A 19,845-nucleotide genomic window follows, 5' to 3' on the forward strand; every position below is an offset into this window, starting at 1 on the left:
TCGCTTTTAGCACGTAAACGTCTGGTATGTCCAATTTCCTGAAAATTTTACTCGGTTCCTGTTTAGGTACGCTAGTTGCCCTGGTCGTTCTGGTACTCATTGGCTCGGCGGTGGTCACGGGGCTCGCCTCTTCCGTTGAGGAGCAACCGACCGTAAGCGCCAACTCGATTCTGACGATTCAGCTCGACGGCCTCCCGGAGCTCACCGGCAACCTGGCCGACGCCGACCCCTTTGCCTCCCTCCGGGGCGAGGAACCCCTCGGGCTCCACGATGTACTCCGGGCCATCGAGGAGGCGAGCGAAGACGACGACATCAAAGGGATCTACCTGGGTAACGAGCCCGCCGGCGTCTCCTTTACCACGCTGCGCAGCCTACGGGAAGCCATCGTGAAGTTCAAGGAATCCGGCAAATTCGTAGTCGCCTATTCTCCCTTCTATACCCAAAGTGCGTACTACCTCGCCAGCGTGGCCGACGAAGTATACCTCGGCCCCCTCGGCGTGGTGGATTTTCGCGGTCTGGGAACCCAAATTCCGTTCCTGAAGAACGCCCTCGACCAGGCCGGCATCCGCTTCGAGATCTTTTACGCCGGCGACTACAAAAGCGCCACGGAGCCCCTACGCCGTACCAGCATCAGCCCCGAGAACCGGGAGCAGACGAAGGAGTTTTTGCAGGATCTTTTCTCGGTCATGCTCGCAGACATCAGCGAGAGCCGCCGTGTCGATCCCGCGGCGCTCTACCGGGCGGCCAACGAGATGACGGGTTGGAAGGACGAGCAGGCCGTCGCCGCCGGCCTGATCGACGGCATCCGCCACCGGACCGAGATCGACGAACTCTTGCACGATAAGGTCGGCTTCGAATACGACGAAAACCTGGAGACGATCAGTCTGGACAAGTACTTCAGCGCCCGCCTCGAGAAACTCGACGGTGGCGAAGCTGAGGTAGCGGTGCTCGTCGCCGAAGGCAGCATCGTCGATGGCGCCGGCGAGCTGGGCAGCATCGGGGACAAAAAGTACGTCAACGAAATCGAAAAACTGGCCGAAGACGACGATGTGAAGGCGGTGGTGCTGCGCGTCAATAGCGGGGGTGGTAGCGCCAGCAGCTCCGAGAATATCTGGTACGCCCTCGAACAGCTCAAAGCGGCCGGCAAACCGGTGGTGGTGAGTATGGGCGACTACGCGGCCAGTGGAGGGTATTACATCGCCGCCGCGGCCGACAGCATTTTCGCGGAGCCTACGTCCATCACCGGGTCGATTGGCGTTTTTCTCACTTTCCCGATCGTGAAGGAATTGATGGAAGACAAGATCGGCATCAACTTCGACACCGTCAATACCGCCCGCAACGCCAATGCCTTCAGTCCCTTCCAGGACTTGGGCGAGGAGGAAAAGCAGTTATTGAACCAGCGTACCCAAGCCATCTACGAGACCTTCCTGCAGCGGGTGGCCGACGGCCGTAACCTACCGATCGAGCAGGTCCGTCAACTGGCCGGGGGAAGGGTCTACTCCGGCATCCGGGCCCGGGAGATCGGTCTGATCGACGACTTCGGTAACCTCCAAGATGCCATCGCCGCCGCCGCCCGCCTGGCCAACATCGAAGATGATTTCGATGTAGCCCATTACCCCCGCACCAAGCCCGCCTGGGAAGCCTTCCTGGACGAACTTATGGGCGAGTCGGATGAGAATCAGGTGGTATCGAAAATGGTCAAGGCCCAGCTCGGCGCCAAGAACTACGAATATTTCCGCCTGCTCAAGGACATGACCCAAATGCAGGAGCCCCAGGCCCGGTTGCCGCTGGTGGTTACCTTTTAGCTTCGTCCGCCGAACGGAGTGTAGCGGAGTTTGTATGCCGAAGCGGATTAGAACCTTACCATGATATCAAGTTTGGCTTCCTGGGCAGGCGAGCTAGCGCTCGGCGGACCAGGAAGTACCCGGTTTCTGGCTTGTAGTCGAGCTCAATACGGATTACGGGCTACACTAATCAGTAACGACCCCCAGCGGAGTGGACGAAACCAGCGTCAAAACACACTAACGTACCCCAAATGCACCTTAGGCGCTCCCAGATCCAGGCGATTGCCATCGCTATCCCGGTGGCCTAGTCCCAGACTAAGTGCAAAAATCCCCGCCCGCGTATCGAAATTCACCCCGGCTCCGAAGCCGATCGGATAATCGACGGGTGCATCGGGCTGCTTCACCGTCCGGTAGTTTCGGCGGGCGGCGTCGAGGAAGGTGTAGAGAAAGGCGCGTTCCCCGAGTAGCAGACGAAACTCCGCGGTCAGCAATTGGTAGTCGGTAGCGAAGAGTTCCTGCTCCTCGAAACCCCGTAGTAAGCGTGCCCCGCCGATCCTGAACTGCTCGTTGGACAATACCGACTGGGAAGCAATCAGGGCCTGGCTCCGAAAACCCAGATAGACCACCGTACCCGCCAGGGGGTCGAAGTAGAAATCCAGGGCGGCATCGATCTGGAACTGGGTGCTACGTTGGGTCTGGCTATCGGCCACGTCCCCGCCGAAGTCAAGGTTGCGGAGCCGTCGGAAACCCGCGGCGCCACTGATGTCGATCGCGTAACCCCGTCGCGGACTGAAGCGCCGGTCCGTCCGGGTACGCCGCAGTTGCAATCCGAAGAAGGAGCGGTTGACCCCGAGGGTGTCCGGTAGCACGCCATTGACCAAGCGGGCACTGTCGATGCCCGGCACGATGGTCCGCCGCTGCTCCCAGAAGGCGGAGAGTCGGTCGTTGCCCTCGCGGAGGTAGGTAGCCGCCAGATGCCAATTGAGGTTAAGGAAGGAGGTGTCGCGGCGGTAGAGTTCCAGCTCCCCCTCGAAGCCGAACGGCAATCCGAAGAGGAAGGGGTATTCCAGGCCCACCTGGAGTTCCTGGGTTTGGGGTTTAAGCTGCTCGAAGCGGGCGGCGATGCGCTCCCCCTGCCCGAAGCCGTTGTACAGCTCCCCGTTCAGCTCGCCGGTGATGAGCAGTTTATCGGTTTGGTTGCTATTCGGCAGCACCCCGATTACGAAATCGAACCGACTAGCCGCCCGCCGGCGCAGGGGCAGGTCGATGTAGGCCAGGCTGTCGCGGAAACTGATAGTAGGTTCGCCTTCCACCGTGACGTAGGGCAGCTGGGCGAGCCGTTCCCGCAACCGGCGGATCCGGCGCTGGCTATAGGGCTCCCCCGGTACCAAGCCCAGGTACCGCTCCAAAAATACTTTCCGCACCTTGACCTCTTCCGGCACCCGGACGTCACCGATGCGGATCAGCGGACCGGTTCGTACATCCACCGTACCCGACAGCGCGCCCTCCGCGCTCCATTCGATGTCGGTCAGCGCAACGGAGGTGAAGGGATAGCCGTCCGCGCCGGCCCGGGAGATCAGGCTGTCGCGCACCGCCGACCAGGCCTCCGGAGATAAGCGACGCCCCCCGCCGAAGCGCCGTTCCCGGAATCCCGCGCGACGCGCCCAGCCGCGGACATCCTCATTCGCGGGTAGCGTAAGCTGGCCCCAGCCGTAGCGGGGCCCCCGGTGCAGCACGGCGGTGAGTTGCCTTGTATCACTGATGTAGAGGCTGTCCACGGATGCTTCCCAGTAGGCGGCTTCCCGGCTGTCGAGTTGCCACGTTTCCAAGTATTCGAGTACGGCCAGGCTATCCTGAAACGTGTCGGGTTGCCGGTTGCGTTGATCGAAGTCGGTGGCGAGGATTTCCAGCTGCCAGGCGCCCTGCTCCTGCGCTCCGGCGCAAAAAGAGAACAGAAGGGCCAGCGTGAACAGGGGGAGGCGCATATCAATCCTGCAACGCCCCCGCGCGGCGCCTTAGCGTACGGGAGAGGTTTGAAAGCACCGCCATGACGGCCAGTAGCATAGCGACGCGGGCGGTCAGGTCACCGAAGCGGACGTAGGGAGTGATGGCGTCGTTGAGCCGCAGCGTGCCGTTAAGGTAGCCGCGTTCGTCGTAGTAGGTCCTGCCGTCGATGTGACCGCGCTGGTCGATGAAGGCGCAGGCGCCCATATTGGCCGAGCGCATGATCGGGCGGCGCGTCTCGATGGCCCGCAAACTGGCAATCCAGAGGTGTTGGCGGTGGCCGGCGGTGTTATCCCACCAGCCGTCGTTGGTCATCACGAAGGCCGCCTGGGCACCTTCCCGTACGTAGCCGGTGAAATACTCGCCGAAGACGCTCTCGTAGCAGATGACCGGGGCAATCGCGGCCTGTTCCCCGGTGAGGGGAGTGCGATCGGACTGGGTACCGTAGCCTGCCACGCTGCCACCGAGGCTGTTGACGAGCGGCTCGAGGAAAAAAAGCACTTTCCGGAAGGGGAAGCTTTCCGCGCCCGGTACGAAAACGCCCTTGCGGTAAGTCTGAAAATCTCCCGTGCGGAGGTCAAGCTGGAGGGCGCCATTGAGCCGCTCCACGGCGATTTCGCCCCCGTCGCGGGCGGGGTAGAAGCGGACGGCCTCGGAGTAGGGCTCATCGGCGAGGAAACGGTAGTAGCCGGCATACCCGGTAATCAGGTAGCGGAGCTTTCCGGCGGGCAATTCGTTTTGTAGGGCGGCGAGCGCGGGAGAACGAAGGGGAACCGATTCATCTACGTCCGAGAAACTGGTCTCCGGAAAAACGAGGTAGTCTACCGGCCCGTCCGATGCCGTGAGGGCGGCCTGGCTCAATCGCAGGAAAACATCCAACTGGCTTTCCCCGGCGAGAGTAAACTTCTCGTAGTGGGGCTCGAAATTGGGCTGGATGGCACTGACCCGGATCGTTTCCCCCGGCGGCGGCGTATAGGTAAAATAGCGAACCAGGGAGATGCCCGGGGGAAGGATGACCGCCAGGGTGAGGTAAATGGGAAACCTGCGCGGTCGGGGAGCCAGGTAAACCCGCAGGGCCAACCAGTTGACCGCCAGAACCCAGGCACTGCCGCCGAGTACGCCGGTGACCTCGTACCACTGTACCAGCGAGGGGAACTCGGCGAAACCATTGCCGAGGGTGAGCCAGGGCCAGTTGAGCGACCAGTTGTAGTGGAAGTGCTCGAACGACAGCCAGAAGGCAATCAGGGCCAGGTAGCTGACGCGGGGCGACATCCGGCTCGTCCAGTGAAACAGCAGCCAGGGAATGCACATCAGCAAGCTGTTGGCCACAACGGCGAAGACGCCCGCGAAGAAGGCGGTATTGGTGACCCAAAAGGTGGCCAGGATATTGTAAAGGAGGAAGGCGTTGAGGCCGTGCCAGAAGACGGTGGGTATGCGGGTAGTCTCTCGTTGAATCAGTAAGAGGGGGACCCAGGCCACGAGTAGCAACAACGGAACGGGCAGGTAGCCGGGAAAGCCGATGCCGAGCAGCACGCCGGTGGCCGTCGACAGGAGGAATCGGCGGTTCGCTTCGGCGGTGGCGCGGCGGGTAGCCAAGAGGCTTACGCCCGCCCAGATGGCCAGATACAAAAAGAGTGGCAGGTAGCCCCACAACTCCTCCTGCACGGTCAGGGCATACATCCGGTAAGCCAGCAAGGCGGCAACGAGCAAACTAGCGATGGCGTAAGGGGTGCGGGATCGCATAGCGGCAAAGATAGATCATTGCTTACCGGCCATGACCTGACGGAGGATGGGCAGGGAATTGATCTCCCGCATTCCTTCGATATGGTAGTGGTAATAGCGCAGCAGGTCGGTGAGGAGTCCGCTCCGTTCGTCGCGGGTGGTGGCGATATCCTTCAGTTCGTGGCGCTCGGCGTGGAGCAGCCGGTACATAAGAGCGCTGCGCTTTTCGTCCAGATACTCGGTGTGGCCGGGAAAACTGCCGATGAACTGGCCTTCTTTCAGGTCGAAGATCGGGCTGGCGACGGAAAAGTTGCCGGAGGGGAGAAAACCCAGGTGGGCGGTCAGTTCGAGGAGGAAGTGCAGGTGTATATTGACCGTGGGGCCGGTGGTGGTATCGAGGAAAGCAAAAGCTTCGTGGAGGAATTGAAACAGCGCGGGGTTCTCTTCTGACTCCCGGATGCTGTTGCGCGCTACTTCCAGCATGAACAGGCCGATGGTGCCGCGCTCCACCTCGAAGGGAATACGGGTATAGATGAGGGAAGGGCGGACCTCCTTGATGCGGGTCATGTCCTTGCCCGGTCGCTCGTAGGCGATGAGCTCGACCAGGTTCATGAGTTGCAGCTTACTGGCCGGCGTGCTGCTGCGGGCTTTACGAACTCCGCTGACGATGTACTTCCGGATACCCCGCTCCTCGGTGTATACCTCCAGGATGAGGGACGACTCCCCGTATTTGACGGAGCGGAAGATAATGCCGCGGGTTTTTAGGAGCATTTTTACGTACGATGTTTGAAGGACAAAGTACAAGGTACGAAGGGCGGGTGGGCATCAGTCATCCGCCCGGCGGAGCTAATCTGCCGACGGGTAGGGGGTGGAATGCAACGCGGATGGTATTCGCTGGATAGGGCTGCTCGCTGCACGCTGGAAAATGAACCGCAGATCGCGCGGGGGTACCCACACAGCGGGGTCCGAAATCCAAAGGCCCTAAACCCCCTATCTTAACACCAGGCCACTTGACCACTACAACCACCCGGACTAGATTTGCGTTAGCAATAGTTGTCAAAGCAATAAAATATTCGATCATGACCCAGACCGCCCCGCATACCTCGCCCCAAGTTTCCACCGATGCCTTTCCGATGAACGGGACGGACTACTTCGAAATGCTCGTCGGCAACGCCCGGCAATCGGCCCATTTCTACCAGACCGCGATGGGCTTTCAGCCGCTGGCGTATTCCGGACTGAGCACCGGTATCAAGGACCGGGAATCTTACGTCCTGGTGCAGGACAAGATCCGACTGGTGCTTACCACGCCCCTAAAGCCCGGTACCGACATCGGCGAATTGATCGATCGCCACGGGGATACGGTCCGCACCGTGGCGCTCTGGGTGGATGATGCGCGCGCGGCGTACACGACCGCCATTGAGCGGGGAGCGGAATCTTACTTCGAACCTCTTCAGGAGCAGGACGACAAAGGTCACGTGGTACGTTCCGCCGTCAAGAGCTACGGGGACACGGTCCATGTCTTCGTTGAGCGGTCCGCCTACGAGGGGGTCTTCCTGCCCGGGTTTGTTGCCTGGGAACCGGAATACCGCCCCGGACCCGTAGGCCTCAAGTACGTGGACCACATGGTCGCCAACGTTGACGAAGGGCAAATGAATAAGTGGGTGGACTGGTACGCCGACGTGCTCGGCTTCAAGCAGCTCATCAGCTTTGACGACAAGGACATCAGCACCAAGTATACCGCCCTCATGAGCAAGGTGATGTCGAACGGTAACGGCCGCATCAAATTCCCAATCAACGAGCCGGCGCCGGGACTGAAGAAATCGCAGATTGAAGAATACCTGGAATTTCACGGAGGGCCCGGCATCCAGCACATCGCAGTGGCTACGGATAACGTCGTCGATACCGTCACCCAACTTCGGAACCGCGGTGTAGAGTTCTTGCGCGTGCCGGACACCTACTACGACACCCTACTGGATCGGGTAGGGGAGATCGACGAATCGATCGAGCCGCTACGGGAGCTTGGCATCCTGGTCGACCGGGACGACGAGGGCTATTTGCTCCAGATCTTCACCCGCCCCATCGGCAGTCGCCCGACGGTCTTTTACGAGATCATCCAGCGGAAAGGAGCTACCAGCTTCGGTAAAGGAAACTTTAAGGCGCTGTTTGAAGCTATTGAGCGGGAGCAGGAGCTGCGGGGAACGCTTTAGTAGTACGGTAGTACTTAGTCAGTCGGCTGGCTTCGCCATCCGGAATAGTACGGTAGAGCTCCCTGCGGTCGCTGTTAGTAAGGTAGTTCCTTAGTCGGCTGGCTTCGCCATCCGGGGTAGTGGCTCCCTGCGGTCGCTAGTACGGTAGTAGGTAGTCGGTTGCCTTCGGCATCCGGGGTAATACGGTAGTAGACGAGACAAACGCTGCAGGATACCATTAGTCGCAGCCGAATAGCCCTCTACCGTACCACTCCGCTTACGAAGCAAGCGACTACCACTCTACCGTACTACCTACTCCGGTTCGAAGCCAAGCACGATGTTGAACGTACTCAGGTTCCCGTTCTCCGAGAGGTTCGGATCCTTATCGAAGCCATAGCCCCAGTCGAAGCCGAGCGTACCGAACATGGGAAGGAACACCCGGGCGCCAACACCCACGCTCCGTTTCAGGTCAAAGGGGTTGAAGTCACGGGCCGTACGCCAGGCGTTACCACCCTGGGCGAAGGCAAGCACGAAGATGGTGCTGGAGGGGTTGAGGCTCAGCGGGTAGCGGAGTTCTACGGTGTACTTGCTAAAGATGGGCGTGGCAATCTTGCGAACGCCGCCACTTTGCGTCGTGATGAAGTTGTTGGGCAAGTCTTCGATTTCGTAGCCACGGAGACTGACGATATCGACGCCGGCGAAGGCAAACTGCTGGTTGTTTACCCCGTCGCCACCGAGCTGGAAGCGTTCGAAAGGGCTAACGCCGACGGCATCGTCGTAGCTACCGAGATAGCCGATTTTTGCCTGTGTTTTCAGTACGAGCTTTTGGTCCCGCGAGATGGGGGTGTACCATTCGGCATTGAGTCGCCACTTGTGGTATTCCACAAAGCGGAAGCGGTCTTCCACGTCTTCCAACAGATTGGGATCGTCACGAATGCCTAATTTCCGGTAGGGCGGAGTAGCCTGCAGCGAGAGTTCGATGTTGGAGCCCTGCTTCGGATAGATGGGATCGGTGGCCGTATTGCGCGACAGCGAGAACTGAAGGCTAAAGTTGTTGTAGTTGCCGGTAGTTACCGTTTCGTTCTGGTCGGTCACGAAGAGTTCCGTCCAGTTGTTGAGGGCCAGCGTCTGCAGGTTGATACCGGTGCGGAAGACGAAGTTGTCGTCGGGCCAGCGCAGGCGGGTACCCAGGCTGACGGCGGCTTGCTGAATGATCAGCTTGCGGGGGACCGCCTCGGTGCCGAAGTCGTACTTATTGTAAAAGGCGGATACGGACAGCGATGTCGGTCGCTTGCCACCCAGCCAGGGCTCGGTGAGGCTGGCATTGTAGCTTTGGTAGAACTTACCGTTCGTCTGGGCACGGAGGCTCAGCCGCTGACCGTCACCCTGCGGCAGGGGATGCCAGGCTTCCCTGTTGAAGAGGTTGCGGAGGCTGAAGTTGTTGAAGGTCACGCCGAGGGTGCCGATCACGCCACGCTGACCGCCCCAGCCCGCGCTGAGTTCCAGCTGGTCGCTGGGCTTCTCCTCAACGGTGTAGATGATGTCCACCGTCCCGCGGTCGGGGTTGACCGGGGTTTCGATGCCGAGGGTTTCCTGGTTGAAGTAACCGAGGCCGATGATCTGGCGCTGGGAGCGGATGATATCGGAGCGACTGAACTTCTGGCCGGGGCGGGTAAAGAGTTCCCGGCGGATGACGTGCTCGTGGGTGCGGTCGTTGCCGTTGATGACCACTTTATCGATGGTCGCTTGCGGGCCCTCGAAAATGCGCATTTCCAGGTCGATGGAATCGCCTTCGATGGCTACTTCAATGGGGTCTACATTGAAGAAGAGATAGCCGTTGTCCATGTAAAGGGAAGACACGTCGGCATTGTCCTGACTGAAACTCAGGCGCGTCTGTAATTCTTCCTCGTTGTAGACATCCCCCCGCTCGATACCCAACACCTGGGCCAGGGTCTCATTGTCGTAAATCGAGTTTCCTTTCCAGGTGATGTTGCGGAAATAATATTGGTTCCCTTCGTTGATCCGGATATCCAGGACCAGTTCGCCGTCATCATTGCGGTAGATACTGTCGTTGAGTACGCGGGCGTCGCGGTAGCCGAGGGTATTGTAGTAGGCGATCATCGCGTCCTTGTCGTCCTCGTAGAGCTCGGGTTGGAATTTGGAGCCTTTAAAAAGCTTTCGCTTTTCGTTGGTCTCCTTCATCTGCTTCTGAAGCTTCCGTTCCTTGACGGCGTCGTTGCCGATGATATTGATCTCGGCGATCTTGACCCGGTCGTTGCGCTTGACGTCGAAGACGAGGCGCACGGAGTTCGCCCGGCTGGTATCGGCGATTTCCTCTACGGTTACGGTGGCGTCGAGGTAGCCTTTTTCCACGTAGTACCCGCGGACCGCTTCGGCGGCGTTCACCTTGGCGTCTTCGGTAACGATGCCTCCCCGAACGAGGTATTTATTGACTTCTTCGTTCAGGTCGTCGTGGCGGCCCTGTTTGGCACCGGTGAAACTGTGGCGAAGGAAACGGGGGCGCTCTTCGACGCGGACGATAAGAAAGATAACGTCGCCGATCGTTTTTTCCTCTTCGATGGATACGTTGGTGAATAGCCGTAGCCGCCACAGATTTTTGATGGCGCGGGGGATGTCAGGACCGGGAACCCGGATGTCCTGACCAACGCTGAGGCCGGTAACGCCGATGATGGCATTCTCTTCGGCGAAGTAGGCTCCTTCTACCTTGATGCCACCTATTTCGTACTCCTGGGGTTCGGAGTAGTCGTAGACGGGGAGGTTCAGGGAGTCAGTCTGGGCGGTGAGCGTCGTCAGACAGCCGAAAGCGAGGCAAAGAAAGAAAAGGCTAAATCTCATGCTATATCGGTTTGCCGGTGGTGGACCGGCCATCGGGGTAAGGATGGGTGCCAACGCTCAGGGGTTGGTCGGCTGCTTAAGTTGTTCACTGGTTCGGCCGAATCGTCGTTCTCTTTGCTGAAAATCGACGATTGCGGCGTACAGGTCGGGTTTCCGGAATTCAGGCCAGAAGACCGGACTGAAGTAGAATTCGGCGTAGGCCGCCTGCCAGAGAAAAAAGTTACTGAGCCGGTGCTCCCCGCTGGTGCGGATGATCAGCTCGGGGTCCGGGTAAGCGTGGGTGCTCAGGCGATTGCTCAGTGCGCCTTCGTCGATGGCAGCGGGATCGAGCCGGCCGGCACTTACCTCCAGGGCCAGTTGCCGGGCGGCGCGGGCCACGTCCCACTTACCGCTATAGTTGAGCGCCAGGATGAGCGTCATGCCGTGTCCGTTGGCGGTCTGCTCGATGCCGAAGCGAAGGGCCTGCTGGGTGGCTTCGGGCAGGCCGCTGGTATCGCCAATGGTGGCAAGCCGGATGCCATTGTCGAGCATCATCTTCATTTCGTTGCCGATGGTATCCACCAGTAGCTGCATCAGCGCACCAACTTCCATTTCCGGGCGGCTCCAGTTCTCGGTGCTGAAGGCGTACAGAGTCAGGTAACCAACGCCGAGCTCGGCACAGGCTTCCACGGTAGCGCGAACGGCTTCCACGGCGCTGTGGTGACCGAAGACCCGGGGCTTCCCTTTGCCCTGGGCCCAGCGGCCATTGCCGTCCATGATCACGCCTACGTGATGGGGTAAGCGCTGCTTGTCGATATGTTCCTTGAGCTCCTGCATAATTAAGGACGCGCGAAGGTACGGATAATAGTCGGGTAGTCTTTTAGGGGTAGGGGGGGTAGGGGGTAGTCTTTTAGTCGGGTAGTCCTTTAGTTGCTGGCTTCGCCATCTTGGTAGGGGGTAGTCTTTTAGGGGGTAGGGGGGTTAGGGGGTAGTCTTTTAGTCGGGTAGTCTTTTAGTCGCTGGCTTCGCCATCTTGGTAGGGGGTAGTCTTTTAGGGGGTAGGGGGGTAGGGGGTAGTCTTTTAGTCGGGTAGTCTTTTAGTCGCTGGCTTCGCCATCTTGGTAGTGGGTAGTCTTTTAGTCGGGTAGTCTTTTAGTCTTTTAGTCGGGTAGTCTTTTAGTTGCTGGCTTCGGCAGGTGGGAGCCTGTTTAAAAGACTGGGTTTTCCGTCCTGGGGTTATCCGGTGCGGGGGCCTGGTTCGGGGAGATGGGAAGGGATTTGCAGGGGGCTGATGGTTGACGCTACACCTGCGATCCGCCGATGAAAATTAGTTAAAAAATAGAGAGACAGCGAAATTTCACTAAATTGTGAGCTTAATCCGTAGAAATTACGGAATTTTTAGTTCGATCTTGCTGCGAAGCCTTTCGCCCTACACCACCTATATGAGGCGTACCATTTGTTTTCTCGCCGTCTGTTTATTGCTGTGCGGCCGACTGGCGGCTCAGGTCACCCTGGAAGGTTCGATACTGGATGCCAACAACGGCGATCCGCTGATCGGGGCCAGTGTGTTGGTAAAAAACACCACTACGGGCACCGTCACCGACCTGGACGGAAACTGGGAACTTACCGTATCCGGCTTACCCGCCATCCTGCAATTTTCTTACCTGGGCTACGCTCCTACCGAAGTGGAAGTCACGGATGCCGACCAGGAGCTCACCATTCGCCTCGGCGACGACGCGGTGACCACGGAAGTCGTGGAGGTGCGCGGGCGTCGGATCAGTGAGAAGCAACAACAGGCTGCGCTGACGGTGGAAACCCTGGATGCCATCGCGATCAAGGAAACGGCGGCCGCTAACTTCTACGACGGGCTGGGTAGCCTGAAGGACGTGGACCTGACGGCCGCCAGCCTGGGCTTCAAGATCGTGAACACCCGGGGCTTCAACAGCACGAACCCCGTGCGCTCCCTGCAGATCATCGATGGGGTGGATAACCAGAGTCCGGGGCTGAACTTCAGCCTGGGTAACTTCCTCGGCGCCTCCGAACTGGACGTGAACCGGGTGAACCTGGTGGTGGGGGCCTCTTCGGCCTTCTACGGTCCGAACGCCTTTAACGGGGTGATCGCCATCGAGACGAAGGATCCGTTTTTGCAGCAGGGGCTGTCGGCCCAGATCAAGGTGGCCGAGCGTAATTTGATCGAGGGGGGCGTGCGGTGGGCGCAGGCAATCAATAATGAGGAAGGGCAACCCTGGTTCGCCTATAAGCTCAACCTGTTTGGGTTCCGGGCGGATGACTGGGTGGCGGATAATTATGATGCGGTTTATGATAGTCCCGCATCCGCCGATAACCCCGGGGGGTACGATGCCGTCAATGTGTACGGGGATGAGTACGCTTCGGCGCTGGATTTTCAGCGTAGTAGCATTCCCGGTATCGGAATCGTTCACCGCCGGGGCTATAAGGAAATCGATTTGGTGGATTACGATAGCGAGAATTTAAAAGCGGGAGCAGCCTTCCACTTTCGGTTGAACCCCCGTAAAACGCTTGAAAGTTCCGAGCTGATATTAGCTAGCAATTATAGCACGGGAACTACGGTGTACCAGGGAGATAACCGCTTCAGTCTTCGTGGTATTCAGTTCTTTCAGCACCGGATCGAGCTCCGGAATCGCGACGATTTTTTCATCCGTGCATATGTCACCCACGAGGATGCGGGCGAGAGCTATGACCCGTACTTCACTGCTTTGCGGTTGCAGAACCGAGCCGCGCCTCTTGAGCAATGGCAATCTCCCTACATAAATTATTGGCAAGGCTCGGTACAGTCCCGTTTTACCGGCCGAGACGACTACCCGCGGAGCATTGATTATATCGGTGATCCGGACGGGTTACGGTCGGCCCGAAACCAATTTTTCAGTCAGGAGGAGATTCAGCAAATTTTGGTGGAGGGACACGATGAAGCTCAAGCCTTCGCCAATACCGGTGATCCCTTTTTCAATACGCAGGACTTTTACGAACCCGGGTCGGAGCGATTCGAGCAAGCTTTTGACGATATAACGGGCCGCCTACCTACGGACGGAGGCACCAGGTTCTTTGACAAGTCGGCACTCTATCACGCTCACGGGGAAAAGCAGTGGCAAAGCGTGCTGCCGGAATCATCTCAGAACGAACTGTCGCTAACGGTCGGAGCCAACGGAAGACGCTACACTCCCAATAGCCGAGGGAGCATCCTGCTTGACACCATGGGCAGAAAAATCACCAACTGGGAAGTGGGAGCGTACGGAGGCGGAACCTTCACGCTAAATAGCCGGTACCGCCTGAGTGCCAGTTTGCGCGCCGATAAGAATGAAAACTTTGACCTTCTCTTCAGTCCCGCCGCTTCGGCGGTATACACGCCAAACGAGCGGACGACATTCCGCCTAAGTTTTAGCAGTGCTATTCGGAATCCTACGCTTGCTGACCAATACCTTTTCTACAACGTTGGCCGCGCCATCCTGATTGGTAATCTCGGCGGCTTCAATGACCTGGTCACCATCGAAAGTTTACGGGAAGCAATCAACGCCCAAAATCTGGATTTACTGGAACGGTTCGATGTGGCCCCGATTCGGCCGGAGCGCGTAAGAACACTCGAAACGGGCGTGCGAACGACGCTATTTGAAAAGCTATACGTTGACGCAACGTACTATTACAGCTTCTACAACGACTTTATCGGTTTCAATTTGGGCGCAGATGCCTCATTTGATCCAACTACCAACCTGCCAAGCCGGATTCAGGCATACCGGGTATCGGCAAATGCCACCGACCAGGTAACCACGCAGGGTTTCAGCATTGGAAGCAACCTGTATTTTGCCAATTACTTTGTGCTCAACGGGAATTACAGTTTCAACCGTTTGAATACGGCTTCCGACGATCCCATCATCCCGGCCTTCAATACGCCGGAACACAAGTACAACATTGGCGTATCAGGTCGTAACGTTCCCCTCAAACTGGGGGCGGCCGTGGAGGACTTTGGCTTTAACGTCACTTATAAATGGATTGACGGATTTCTGTTTGAGGGCTCCCCCCAATTTACCGGCTTTATCGAAAGCTACGGCATGTTGGATGCCCAAGTCAACGTGGAAATCAAACCAATTCATACCATTATCAAGATCGGGGCTTCCAACCTCCTGGATAATCGTGTTTTCCAAGTATACGGAGGACCGCGTATCGGCCGGCTTGCTTATATATCCGCTACTTACAATTGGCAAAAGCGTTAAATAAAGCCCATTTCTCAATTCATCAACTCGAAATTCCTATGACAAAAAGATTTACCCTGTTGCTAGGGCTGGCACTCTGTGGTGGCCTCAGCGTAACTGCGCAGATGCGCTACGTGGACGACATGTTCGACGTAGCGGTTACTAAAGACGTCGTATACGGCAACAACATCAGCGTCCTTACGGGCACCCCCCAGGCAGTCGACCTTTTGACGGACGTCTACATCCCCGAAGCGGATACTGCAACTAGCCGACCCGCGGTTGTTCTGATGCACACTGGCAGCTTTCTGCCTCCCTACGTGAATGGTGGCGTGACGGGTGCCCGCACCGATAGTGCGGTAGTAGAAATAGCTACCCGCCTGGCTAGCCGTGGATACGTCGTTTTTCCGGCTACCTACCGTGCCGGGTGGAATCCCTTCGGTGACCAGGATACCCGCACGGGCACGCTGCTCAACGCGGCCTATAGAGGCGGACAGGATACGCACACGGCTATCCGCTGGTTGAAGAGTACAGTGGCCGAGGACAGTAACCCATATGGCATCGATACCACTAAGTTGGTAGTTTGGGGATTGGGAACCGGCGGATACAACGTACATACGGCGGCCTACCTGGATCGCTTCGAGGAGCTCCGGCAGGACAAGTGGATTAGCTCCGAAACCGGTAATATCTATGTTGACGAAGCCGCCAGCGGAGACCCGCTCGGATTGGTCGAAGCTCCGCTGAATACCCCAAATCACGTCGGTTACACGTCTAATTTCCAACTCGGTGTGAATATGGGCGGTGCCCTCGGAGATACGACCTGGATTGAGGGCAAGGATACCGAGCCCGCACTCATTGGATTGCACGTCGTATCCGATCCCTTCGCTCCCTTTGCTAATGGCCCGGTAATTGTACCAACCACCCGTGAATTCGTAGTCAATGTTCATGGTACGAACATAGCCGTCCGGGAAGCGAATGAGGCCGGAGGAAATGACGTAATGAGTACGGTAGCATATCCCGATAGCATCAACCCTTCGGTATTTGGTCCCCTGGCGGCTTTCGTGAGCGCTAAAAATGCGCAGCTCAAGAATACCATGATTGATTACCAGGGACAAAATATTCCCCTGAGTCGCGATAACATGTATCCCTTTATTTTACCGGGTCTTCAGGCTGGTCCCTGGGATTGGTACAGCAAACCGCAGTTGGATCAAACCATCGCGGCGATCAACGTGGACCGGGATGAGGACTTTGACGCCGACGAATTGCATCAGAATAGCCTGATCACTAATCCCGATCTCAGCGAAGCAAAAAGCAATGCCTATATCGACACCACTATGGCTTTCTTCCTGCCCCATGCTTGTGAGGCCCTCGGTTTGGATTGCGCGCCTAGCATTACGGACGTGGAGGAACTCCTGGAATCGAATGTAGTTGGCCTTACCTTATCGCCAAACCCGGCGATGGACTACGTAAGATTGGAGACGGCGGAAGCTTATCCTATTCGGGATATCGTAGTGTATACCATTACAGGAACGCAAGTCGCCTATATTCCTTCGGTGAACCAGAGCTCTTACCGCTTGGATCGCGGCAATCTGCCTACCGGTCAGTACATCGTGCGCGTTAGGGTGGACGAGGGCATTACCGCCCGCAAGCTCTTCATCCGGTAATCCATCCGGAAAAGCATCCAATGCAAAGACCCCGTCGGCCCCGCCCGGCGGGGTCTTTCTATTTAATCAAATCCTTAGGTGGCGCCAAAAAGATCCCCGCCCGCACGAAGGGGCGGCTTCCCACGCTCGTTTCCAGATCCAGGTCGATGTCGTCGGCCGGGTTGAAGCGCGTCTGCCAGGGGATAAACACGCCGCCCTGGACGAAGGCCCACACCCAGGGGGCGAAGTTGTGCTCGTATTGCAGCATGGCCCGTACCCCGTTGTTGCGCAGGAAGTACTGCTGGAGCTCTTCAAAGCCGCGGCCGTCGGTGTTCAGGGCGTAGTACTTACTGTCGAAAGTGGCGCCCAGGAGGAAGTTGTTAAGCAGGCGTTCGCCGACGTTGCGGCGCAGGTAGGCCTGGCCGGGGAGAGCCGTCTGGATACCCCAGCGGTCGTTCCAGGTGCGGTTATAGACGAAAAAAGGGAGGGCGATCTGCCGCGCCTTGTTGTTGCTGTAGGTGACGCCTACCGCCCACTCCTCGTCCATGCTCACCTTCTTACCGTAGATCACCGCGGCGCTGTACGTGCGGTACAGGCTGCCGAAGTCGATCAGGCCCTGGTAGTCGCCGTTGAGGGACATCCGGACCCGGCTGGACAGGTAGAAGCGGTCGTCGAAGCTGTAAGTAAAGTAGGCGGAGAGTTTATTCGCCTTCAGCCGTCGTTCGTCGAGGAGCTGAAAGAGCGTTTGCTCGTTCTCGTAGCCTTCGTAGGGGTTAGCGAAGAAATACTTCTCGGTGTCCCATTCGTAGCCCAGCAGCGCCTTGACCCGCGGCTTATTCAGTAGCGGGATCTTGAACTTGAAGGTGAATTGCTCGAGGTGGGTGACGTGCTGTTCGCCGCCGCCTATGGCATCCCCGCCGTTCCAGTAAAATTCCGGCTGGGTTTCGTAGCGGACGCTCAGGCCCCGGCTCTGACTGCGGTAGCGCGTACCGGGGCGCGACCAGACCGGCATATCGTCCGTAAGTGCCTCGATGTTTCCCTGTTCTAATTCGATTTGCGCGGACGCAGGTGCAACGATTACCAGGAAAAGGAATAGGAATTGGTAGGGGCGAATTTGCATGCGAATACCTAAGGTGTATATGCTTTGGATAATAGTCCTCGGGTCATAACCGGCTGTCGGGTAGGCGATGTTCGGTGAAGGGGGGGCGAGTGGGGGCGGACCGGTAGATAACGAACATTTGGCTGCGCTGCGCTTACTTTGTACAAATCTTAATCACGTGGCCACCCCCGTCTTGCCCGTTCTGACCCTCACTACCGACTTTGGTCGGACCGACTTTCACCTTCCCCGACTCAAAGCGCGACTGTTGTCGGCTCAGCCCGGTTTGCCACTGGTTGACATCAGCCACGATATCCCTCCCTACGATATCGTAACGGCCGCCTTCGTGTTCAAAAAGGTCTGGCGGCACTTTCCGAAGGGCAGCATTCACCTGCTGCGGGTGTACGACTATTACCAGCCGAAGGGCCGCTTCCTGGCCGCCTTCCACGAGGGACACTACTTTATCGCACCGGACAACGGCATCTTCTCCCTGGTATTTGGGGAGATTCCCGACCAGACCTTCGTGCTCGACGGCTACGACGCCGATACACCGCTGAGCGAGATCTACGCCCGCGCCGTGGGGCACCTTACCCACCGTAAGCCCTTCCACGAGATCGGGGTGCCCTCGACCCGCTACACCGAGCGCCTGGCCTTTCATCCGGTGATCGGACCGAACTACATCCGGGGCGCCGTGGTCTTCGTCGACCGCTTCGACAACGTCACCACCAATATCACCCGGCAAATCTTCGAAAACGTCGGGGAGGGCCGGGGCTTCCAATTGCTCGTCAAACGCATGCCGCCCCTCGACGGGCTTAGTTTCGGCTACCACGACGTGCCGGAGGGGGAGGCCCTGTGTCGTTTTGATTCGGATGGCTACCTCGAAATCGCGGTGAATCTGGGACGGGCGGCTACCTTACTCAGTATTGCCGTGGAGGATACGGTGCAGATCGAGTTTTTCTCTATTAGTTCATAATGTCCCTTTCAGTGGACTGGCTACAAGATCTCGGTCAAAGCCGTCGGTACGGCCACGTACGCGTAGCGTCCACTTCAGTGGACTAGCTGCCAGCAAGACGGAATACCCGCCTGCGCTTACCCAGTTGCATGCAGCAGCTTGACGGCTAAAGCCGTCGCTACGTAGCGTCCACTTCAGTGGACTGGCTGCCAAAAAGTTAAAACACCCGTCAGCGCTTACCCCCCGCACAAAGCAGCTAGACGGCTGAAGCCGTCGCTACGCGTGAAATCCGTCCACCGGCTTTTCATGTTACCGGCCAGGTGCTTCACGATTACGGCGATGCTGTTGGAGCGGGCGTCGTCGTCCGCGGTGAGTTCGTCGAAGGTTAGTTGCTCCATGGCCCGTTCGCCGAGGGTGCGGTAATAGGCGAATAGCTTTTTGTAGCTGGTCAGGAGGTCTTGGGGGAGGGGCGTGGTGAAGGGCTTGCGGGGGAAGGTTGTTCCTGCGCTACGGCGCCCTACATCAATTAGTGAATGGGGGAATTAACGAAGGACTGAATGCAGCGTGAATGCTCGCTTCGCTAGTGTGGCGCTCCGCCATCCGCCTGGCAAGGCTAGTCTGCCGGCGGGCTGCCCCGTGCGGTAGCCATTCCCTAATCCAGTCCTTCAACAATTCAGCCCTTTAAATAAGGCTGACGTAATGGGGGAACATGTCAAGCCAGAGGGGCCAGTCGTGCTCGATGTCGCCGCGGACGTCCAGCCAGTGATCGATGCCCTTGCGGCGCAATTTCTCACTGAATTGGAGATTGGCATCGAGGCAGATGTCCCAGTTGCTGGTGCCCAGGACGATTTTCATGTTCCAGAGGTGGGGATCGTTGGCGCCCCCGATAAAATCGGCGGGGTTGTTGAAATAGGCGTTATCGTCGTAGTAGCCCCGGAGGAAGGGTTTGATGTCGAAGGCGCCGCTCATATTGAAGAGGTGGCTCACCATCTCGGGGTGGCGGAAGGCAAAATTGGTGGCACTAAAGCCCCCGAAGCTGATGCCGGCGCAGGCGATGCGGCCGCTACCGGTATTCCAGCGAATCTGGGGCACGAATTCGTCGGCGAGAAATTTGTCGTATTGAATATGCCGCTCCAGCCGGTGCCTGGGGTGAATGTTGGCGTACCAGCTGGCGTTGTTGATGCTATCGGGGCAAAATACCTGGATGAAACCGCGCTCGACGAACCACCGTACGGCTTCGATCATGCCGCGATCCTTGGCTTCGTAGTAGCTACCGAGGGTGGTGGGAAAAATCACTACCGGATACCCCCGGGTGCCGAAAGTGAGCACCTTGACGTTGTGGCCCAGGTGGTGAGAGTAAAACTCGGTGTACGTTTCGCGCATGGGAGGGGGGAATCAGGGGC

The 19,845-nt window shown here is 58.0% G+C and carries 13 protein-coding genes; 5 read left to right on the forward strand and 8 right to left on the reverse strand.

Features of this window, described 5'->3' with window-relative positions:
* Positions 1-26 precede the first annotated feature (26 nt).
* The gene (sppA, locus tag CLV84_RS10785) at positions 27-1,805 is read left to right on the forward strand and encodes a signal peptide peptidase SppA (protein ID WP_104419803.1); all 1,779 of its coding nucleotides are present in this window, start codon (positions 27-29) and stop codon (positions 1,803-1,805) included.
* Positions 1,806-2,011: 206 nt separating this feature from the next.
* On the opposite strand, the gene CLV84_RS10790 is transcribed toward sppA, so the two are convergent.
* The 3 genes from CLV84_RS10790 to recO are packed head-to-tail and all read right to left on the reverse strand — an operon-like array spanning position 2,012 to position 6,281.
* A complete protein-coding gene (locus tag CLV84_RS10790; RefSeq protein WP_104419804.1) occupies positions 2,012-3,769 on the reverse strand; it encodes a BamA/TamA family outer membrane protein in 1,758 nt (585 codons plus the stop codon).
* 1 nt (position 3,770) lies between these two features.
* Positions 3,771-5,531: an apolipoprotein N-acyltransferase gene (gene lnt / locus CLV84_RS10795; RefSeq protein ID WP_104419805.1), complete on the reverse strand. Its 1,761-nt coding sequence runs from the start codon at positions 5,529-5,531 to the stop codon at positions 3,771-3,773.
* Positions 5,532-5,546: 15 nt separating this feature from the next.
* Positions 5,547-6,281, reverse strand: a complete 735-nt coding sequence (gene recO, locus CLV84_RS10800) for a DNA repair protein RecO (RefSeq protein ID WP_104419806.1) — start codon at positions 6,279-6,281, stop codon at positions 5,547-5,549.
* A 308-nt stretch (positions 6,282-6,589) separates the two neighbouring features.
* On the opposite strand from recO, the gene hppD reads away from it, so the two are divergent.
* On the forward strand, positions 6,590-7,717 hold the full coding sequence (hppD, locus tag CLV84_RS10805) for a 4-hydroxyphenylpyruvate dioxygenase (RefSeq protein WP_104419807.1): 1,128 nt from the start codon (positions 6,590-6,592) through the stop codon (positions 7,715-7,717).
* Between the two features lie 291 nt (positions 7,718-8,008).
* On the opposite strand, the gene bamA is transcribed toward hppD, so the two are convergent.
* Together bamA and CLV84_RS10815 are read right to left on the reverse strand one after the other, a co-directional pair.
* Entirely contained in the window at positions 8,009-10,552 is a 2,544-nt protein-coding gene (gene bamA / locus CLV84_RS10810; RefSeq protein ID WP_245911474.1) for an outer membrane protein assembly factor BamA, read from the reverse strand.
* Between the two features lie 57 nt (positions 10,553-10,609).
* Positions 10,610-11,368: an isoprenyl transferase gene (locus CLV84_RS10815; protein WP_104419809.1), complete on the reverse strand. Its 759-nt coding sequence runs from the start codon at positions 11,366-11,368 to the stop codon at positions 10,610-10,612.
* Between the two features lie 605 nt (positions 11,369-11,973).
* Here CLV84_RS10815 and CLV84_RS10820 point away from each other — a divergent pair.
* Both CLV84_RS10820 and CLV84_RS10825 read left to right on the forward strand, forming a co-directional pair.
* Complete coding sequence (locus CLV84_RS10820; protein WP_104421165.1) at positions 11,974-14,775, forward strand: TonB-dependent receptor domain-containing protein; 2,802 nt, start codon at positions 11,974-11,976, stop codon at positions 14,773-14,775.
* A gap of 38 nt (positions 14,776-14,813) precedes the next feature.
* A complete protein-coding gene (locus CLV84_RS10825; RefSeq protein WP_104419810.1) occupies positions 14,814-16,415 on the forward strand; it encodes a T9SS type A sorting domain-containing protein in 1,602 nt (533 codons plus the stop codon).
* A 58-nt stretch (positions 16,416-16,473) separates the two neighbouring features.
* Here CLV84_RS10825 and CLV84_RS10830 read toward each other — a convergent pair whose 3' ends face one another.
* Positions 16,474-17,514, reverse strand: coding sequence for a hypothetical protein (locus tag CLV84_RS10830; RefSeq protein ID WP_104419811.1), 1,041 nt, complete (start codon positions 17,512-17,514; stop codon positions 16,474-16,476).
* Positions 17,515-17,671: 157 nt separating this feature from the next.
* Here CLV84_RS10830 and CLV84_RS10835 point away from each other — a divergent pair, with 157 nt between their 5' ends.
* Positions 17,672-18,463, forward strand: a complete 792-nt coding sequence (locus tag CLV84_RS10835; protein WP_170067666.1) for an SAM hydrolase/SAM-dependent halogenase family protein — start codon at positions 17,672-17,674, stop codon at positions 18,461-18,463.
* A gap of 215 nt (positions 18,464-18,678) precedes the next feature.
* Here CLV84_RS10835 and CLV84_RS22085 read toward each other — a convergent pair whose 3' ends face one another.
* Positions 18,679-18,969: a DUF1572 family protein gene (locus tag CLV84_RS22085; protein ID WP_104419813.1), complete on the reverse strand. Its 291-nt coding sequence runs from the start codon at positions 18,967-18,969 to the stop codon at positions 18,679-18,681.
* 154 nt (positions 18,970-19,123) lie between these two features.
* Positions 19,124-19,825 (reverse strand): alpha/beta hydrolase-fold protein, encoded by a 702-nt coding sequence (locus tag CLV84_RS10845; RefSeq protein ID WP_104419814.1) that lies wholly within the window; start codon positions 19,823-19,825, stop codon positions 19,124-19,126.
* Between the last annotated feature and the right edge of the window lie 20 nt (positions 19,826-19,845).

Source organism: Neolewinella xylanilytica (assembly GCF_002934605.1).
In the GTDB taxonomy this organism is placed as follows: Bacteria; Bacteroidota; Bacteroidia; order Chitinophagales; family Saprospiraceae; genus Neolewinella; species Neolewinella xylanilytica.

Excerpts from the sequence above, each read along its gene's own strand:
- sppA (WP_104419803.1), top strand. The coding sequence starts at position 27 with ATGTCCAATTTCCTGAAAATTTTACTCGGTTCCTGTTTAGGTACGCTA.
- CLV84_RS10790 (WP_104419804.1), bottom strand. The coding sequence starts at position 3,769 with ATGCGCCTCCCCCTGTTCACGCTGGCCCTTCTGTTCTCTTTTTGCGCC.
- lnt (WP_104419805.1), bottom strand. The coding sequence starts at position 5,531 with ATGCGATCCCGCACCCCTTACGCCATCGCTAGTTTGCTCGTTGCCGCC.
- recO (WP_104419806.1), bottom strand. The coding sequence starts at position 6,281 with ATGCTCCTAAAAACCCGCGGCATTATCTTCCGCTCCGTCAAATACGGG.
- hppD (WP_104419807.1), top strand. The coding sequence starts at position 6,590 with ATGACCCAGACCGCCCCGCATACCTCGCCCCAAGTTTCCACCGATGCC.
- bamA (WP_245911474.1), bottom strand. The coding sequence starts at position 10,552 with ATGAGATTTAGCCTTTTCTTTCTTTGCCTCGCTTTCGGCTGTCTGACG.
- CLV84_RS10815 (WP_104419809.1), bottom strand. The coding sequence starts at position 11,368 with ATGCAGGAGCTCAAGGAACATATCGACAAGCAGCGCTTACCCCATCAC.
- CLV84_RS10820 (WP_104421165.1), top strand. The coding sequence starts at position 11,974 with ATGAGGCGTACCATTTGTTTTCTCGCCGTCTGTTTATTGCTGTGCGGC.
- CLV84_RS10825 (WP_104419810.1), top strand. The coding sequence starts at position 14,814 with ATGACAAAAAGATTTACCCTGTTGCTAGGGCTGGCACTCTGTGGTGGC.
- CLV84_RS10830 (WP_104419811.1), bottom strand. The coding sequence starts at position 17,514 with ATGCAAATTCGCCCCTACCAATTCCTATTCCTTTTCCTGGTAATCGTT.
- CLV84_RS10845 (WP_104419814.1), bottom strand. The coding sequence starts at position 19,825 with ATGCGCGAAACGTACACCGAGTTTTACTCTCACCACCTGGGCCACAAC.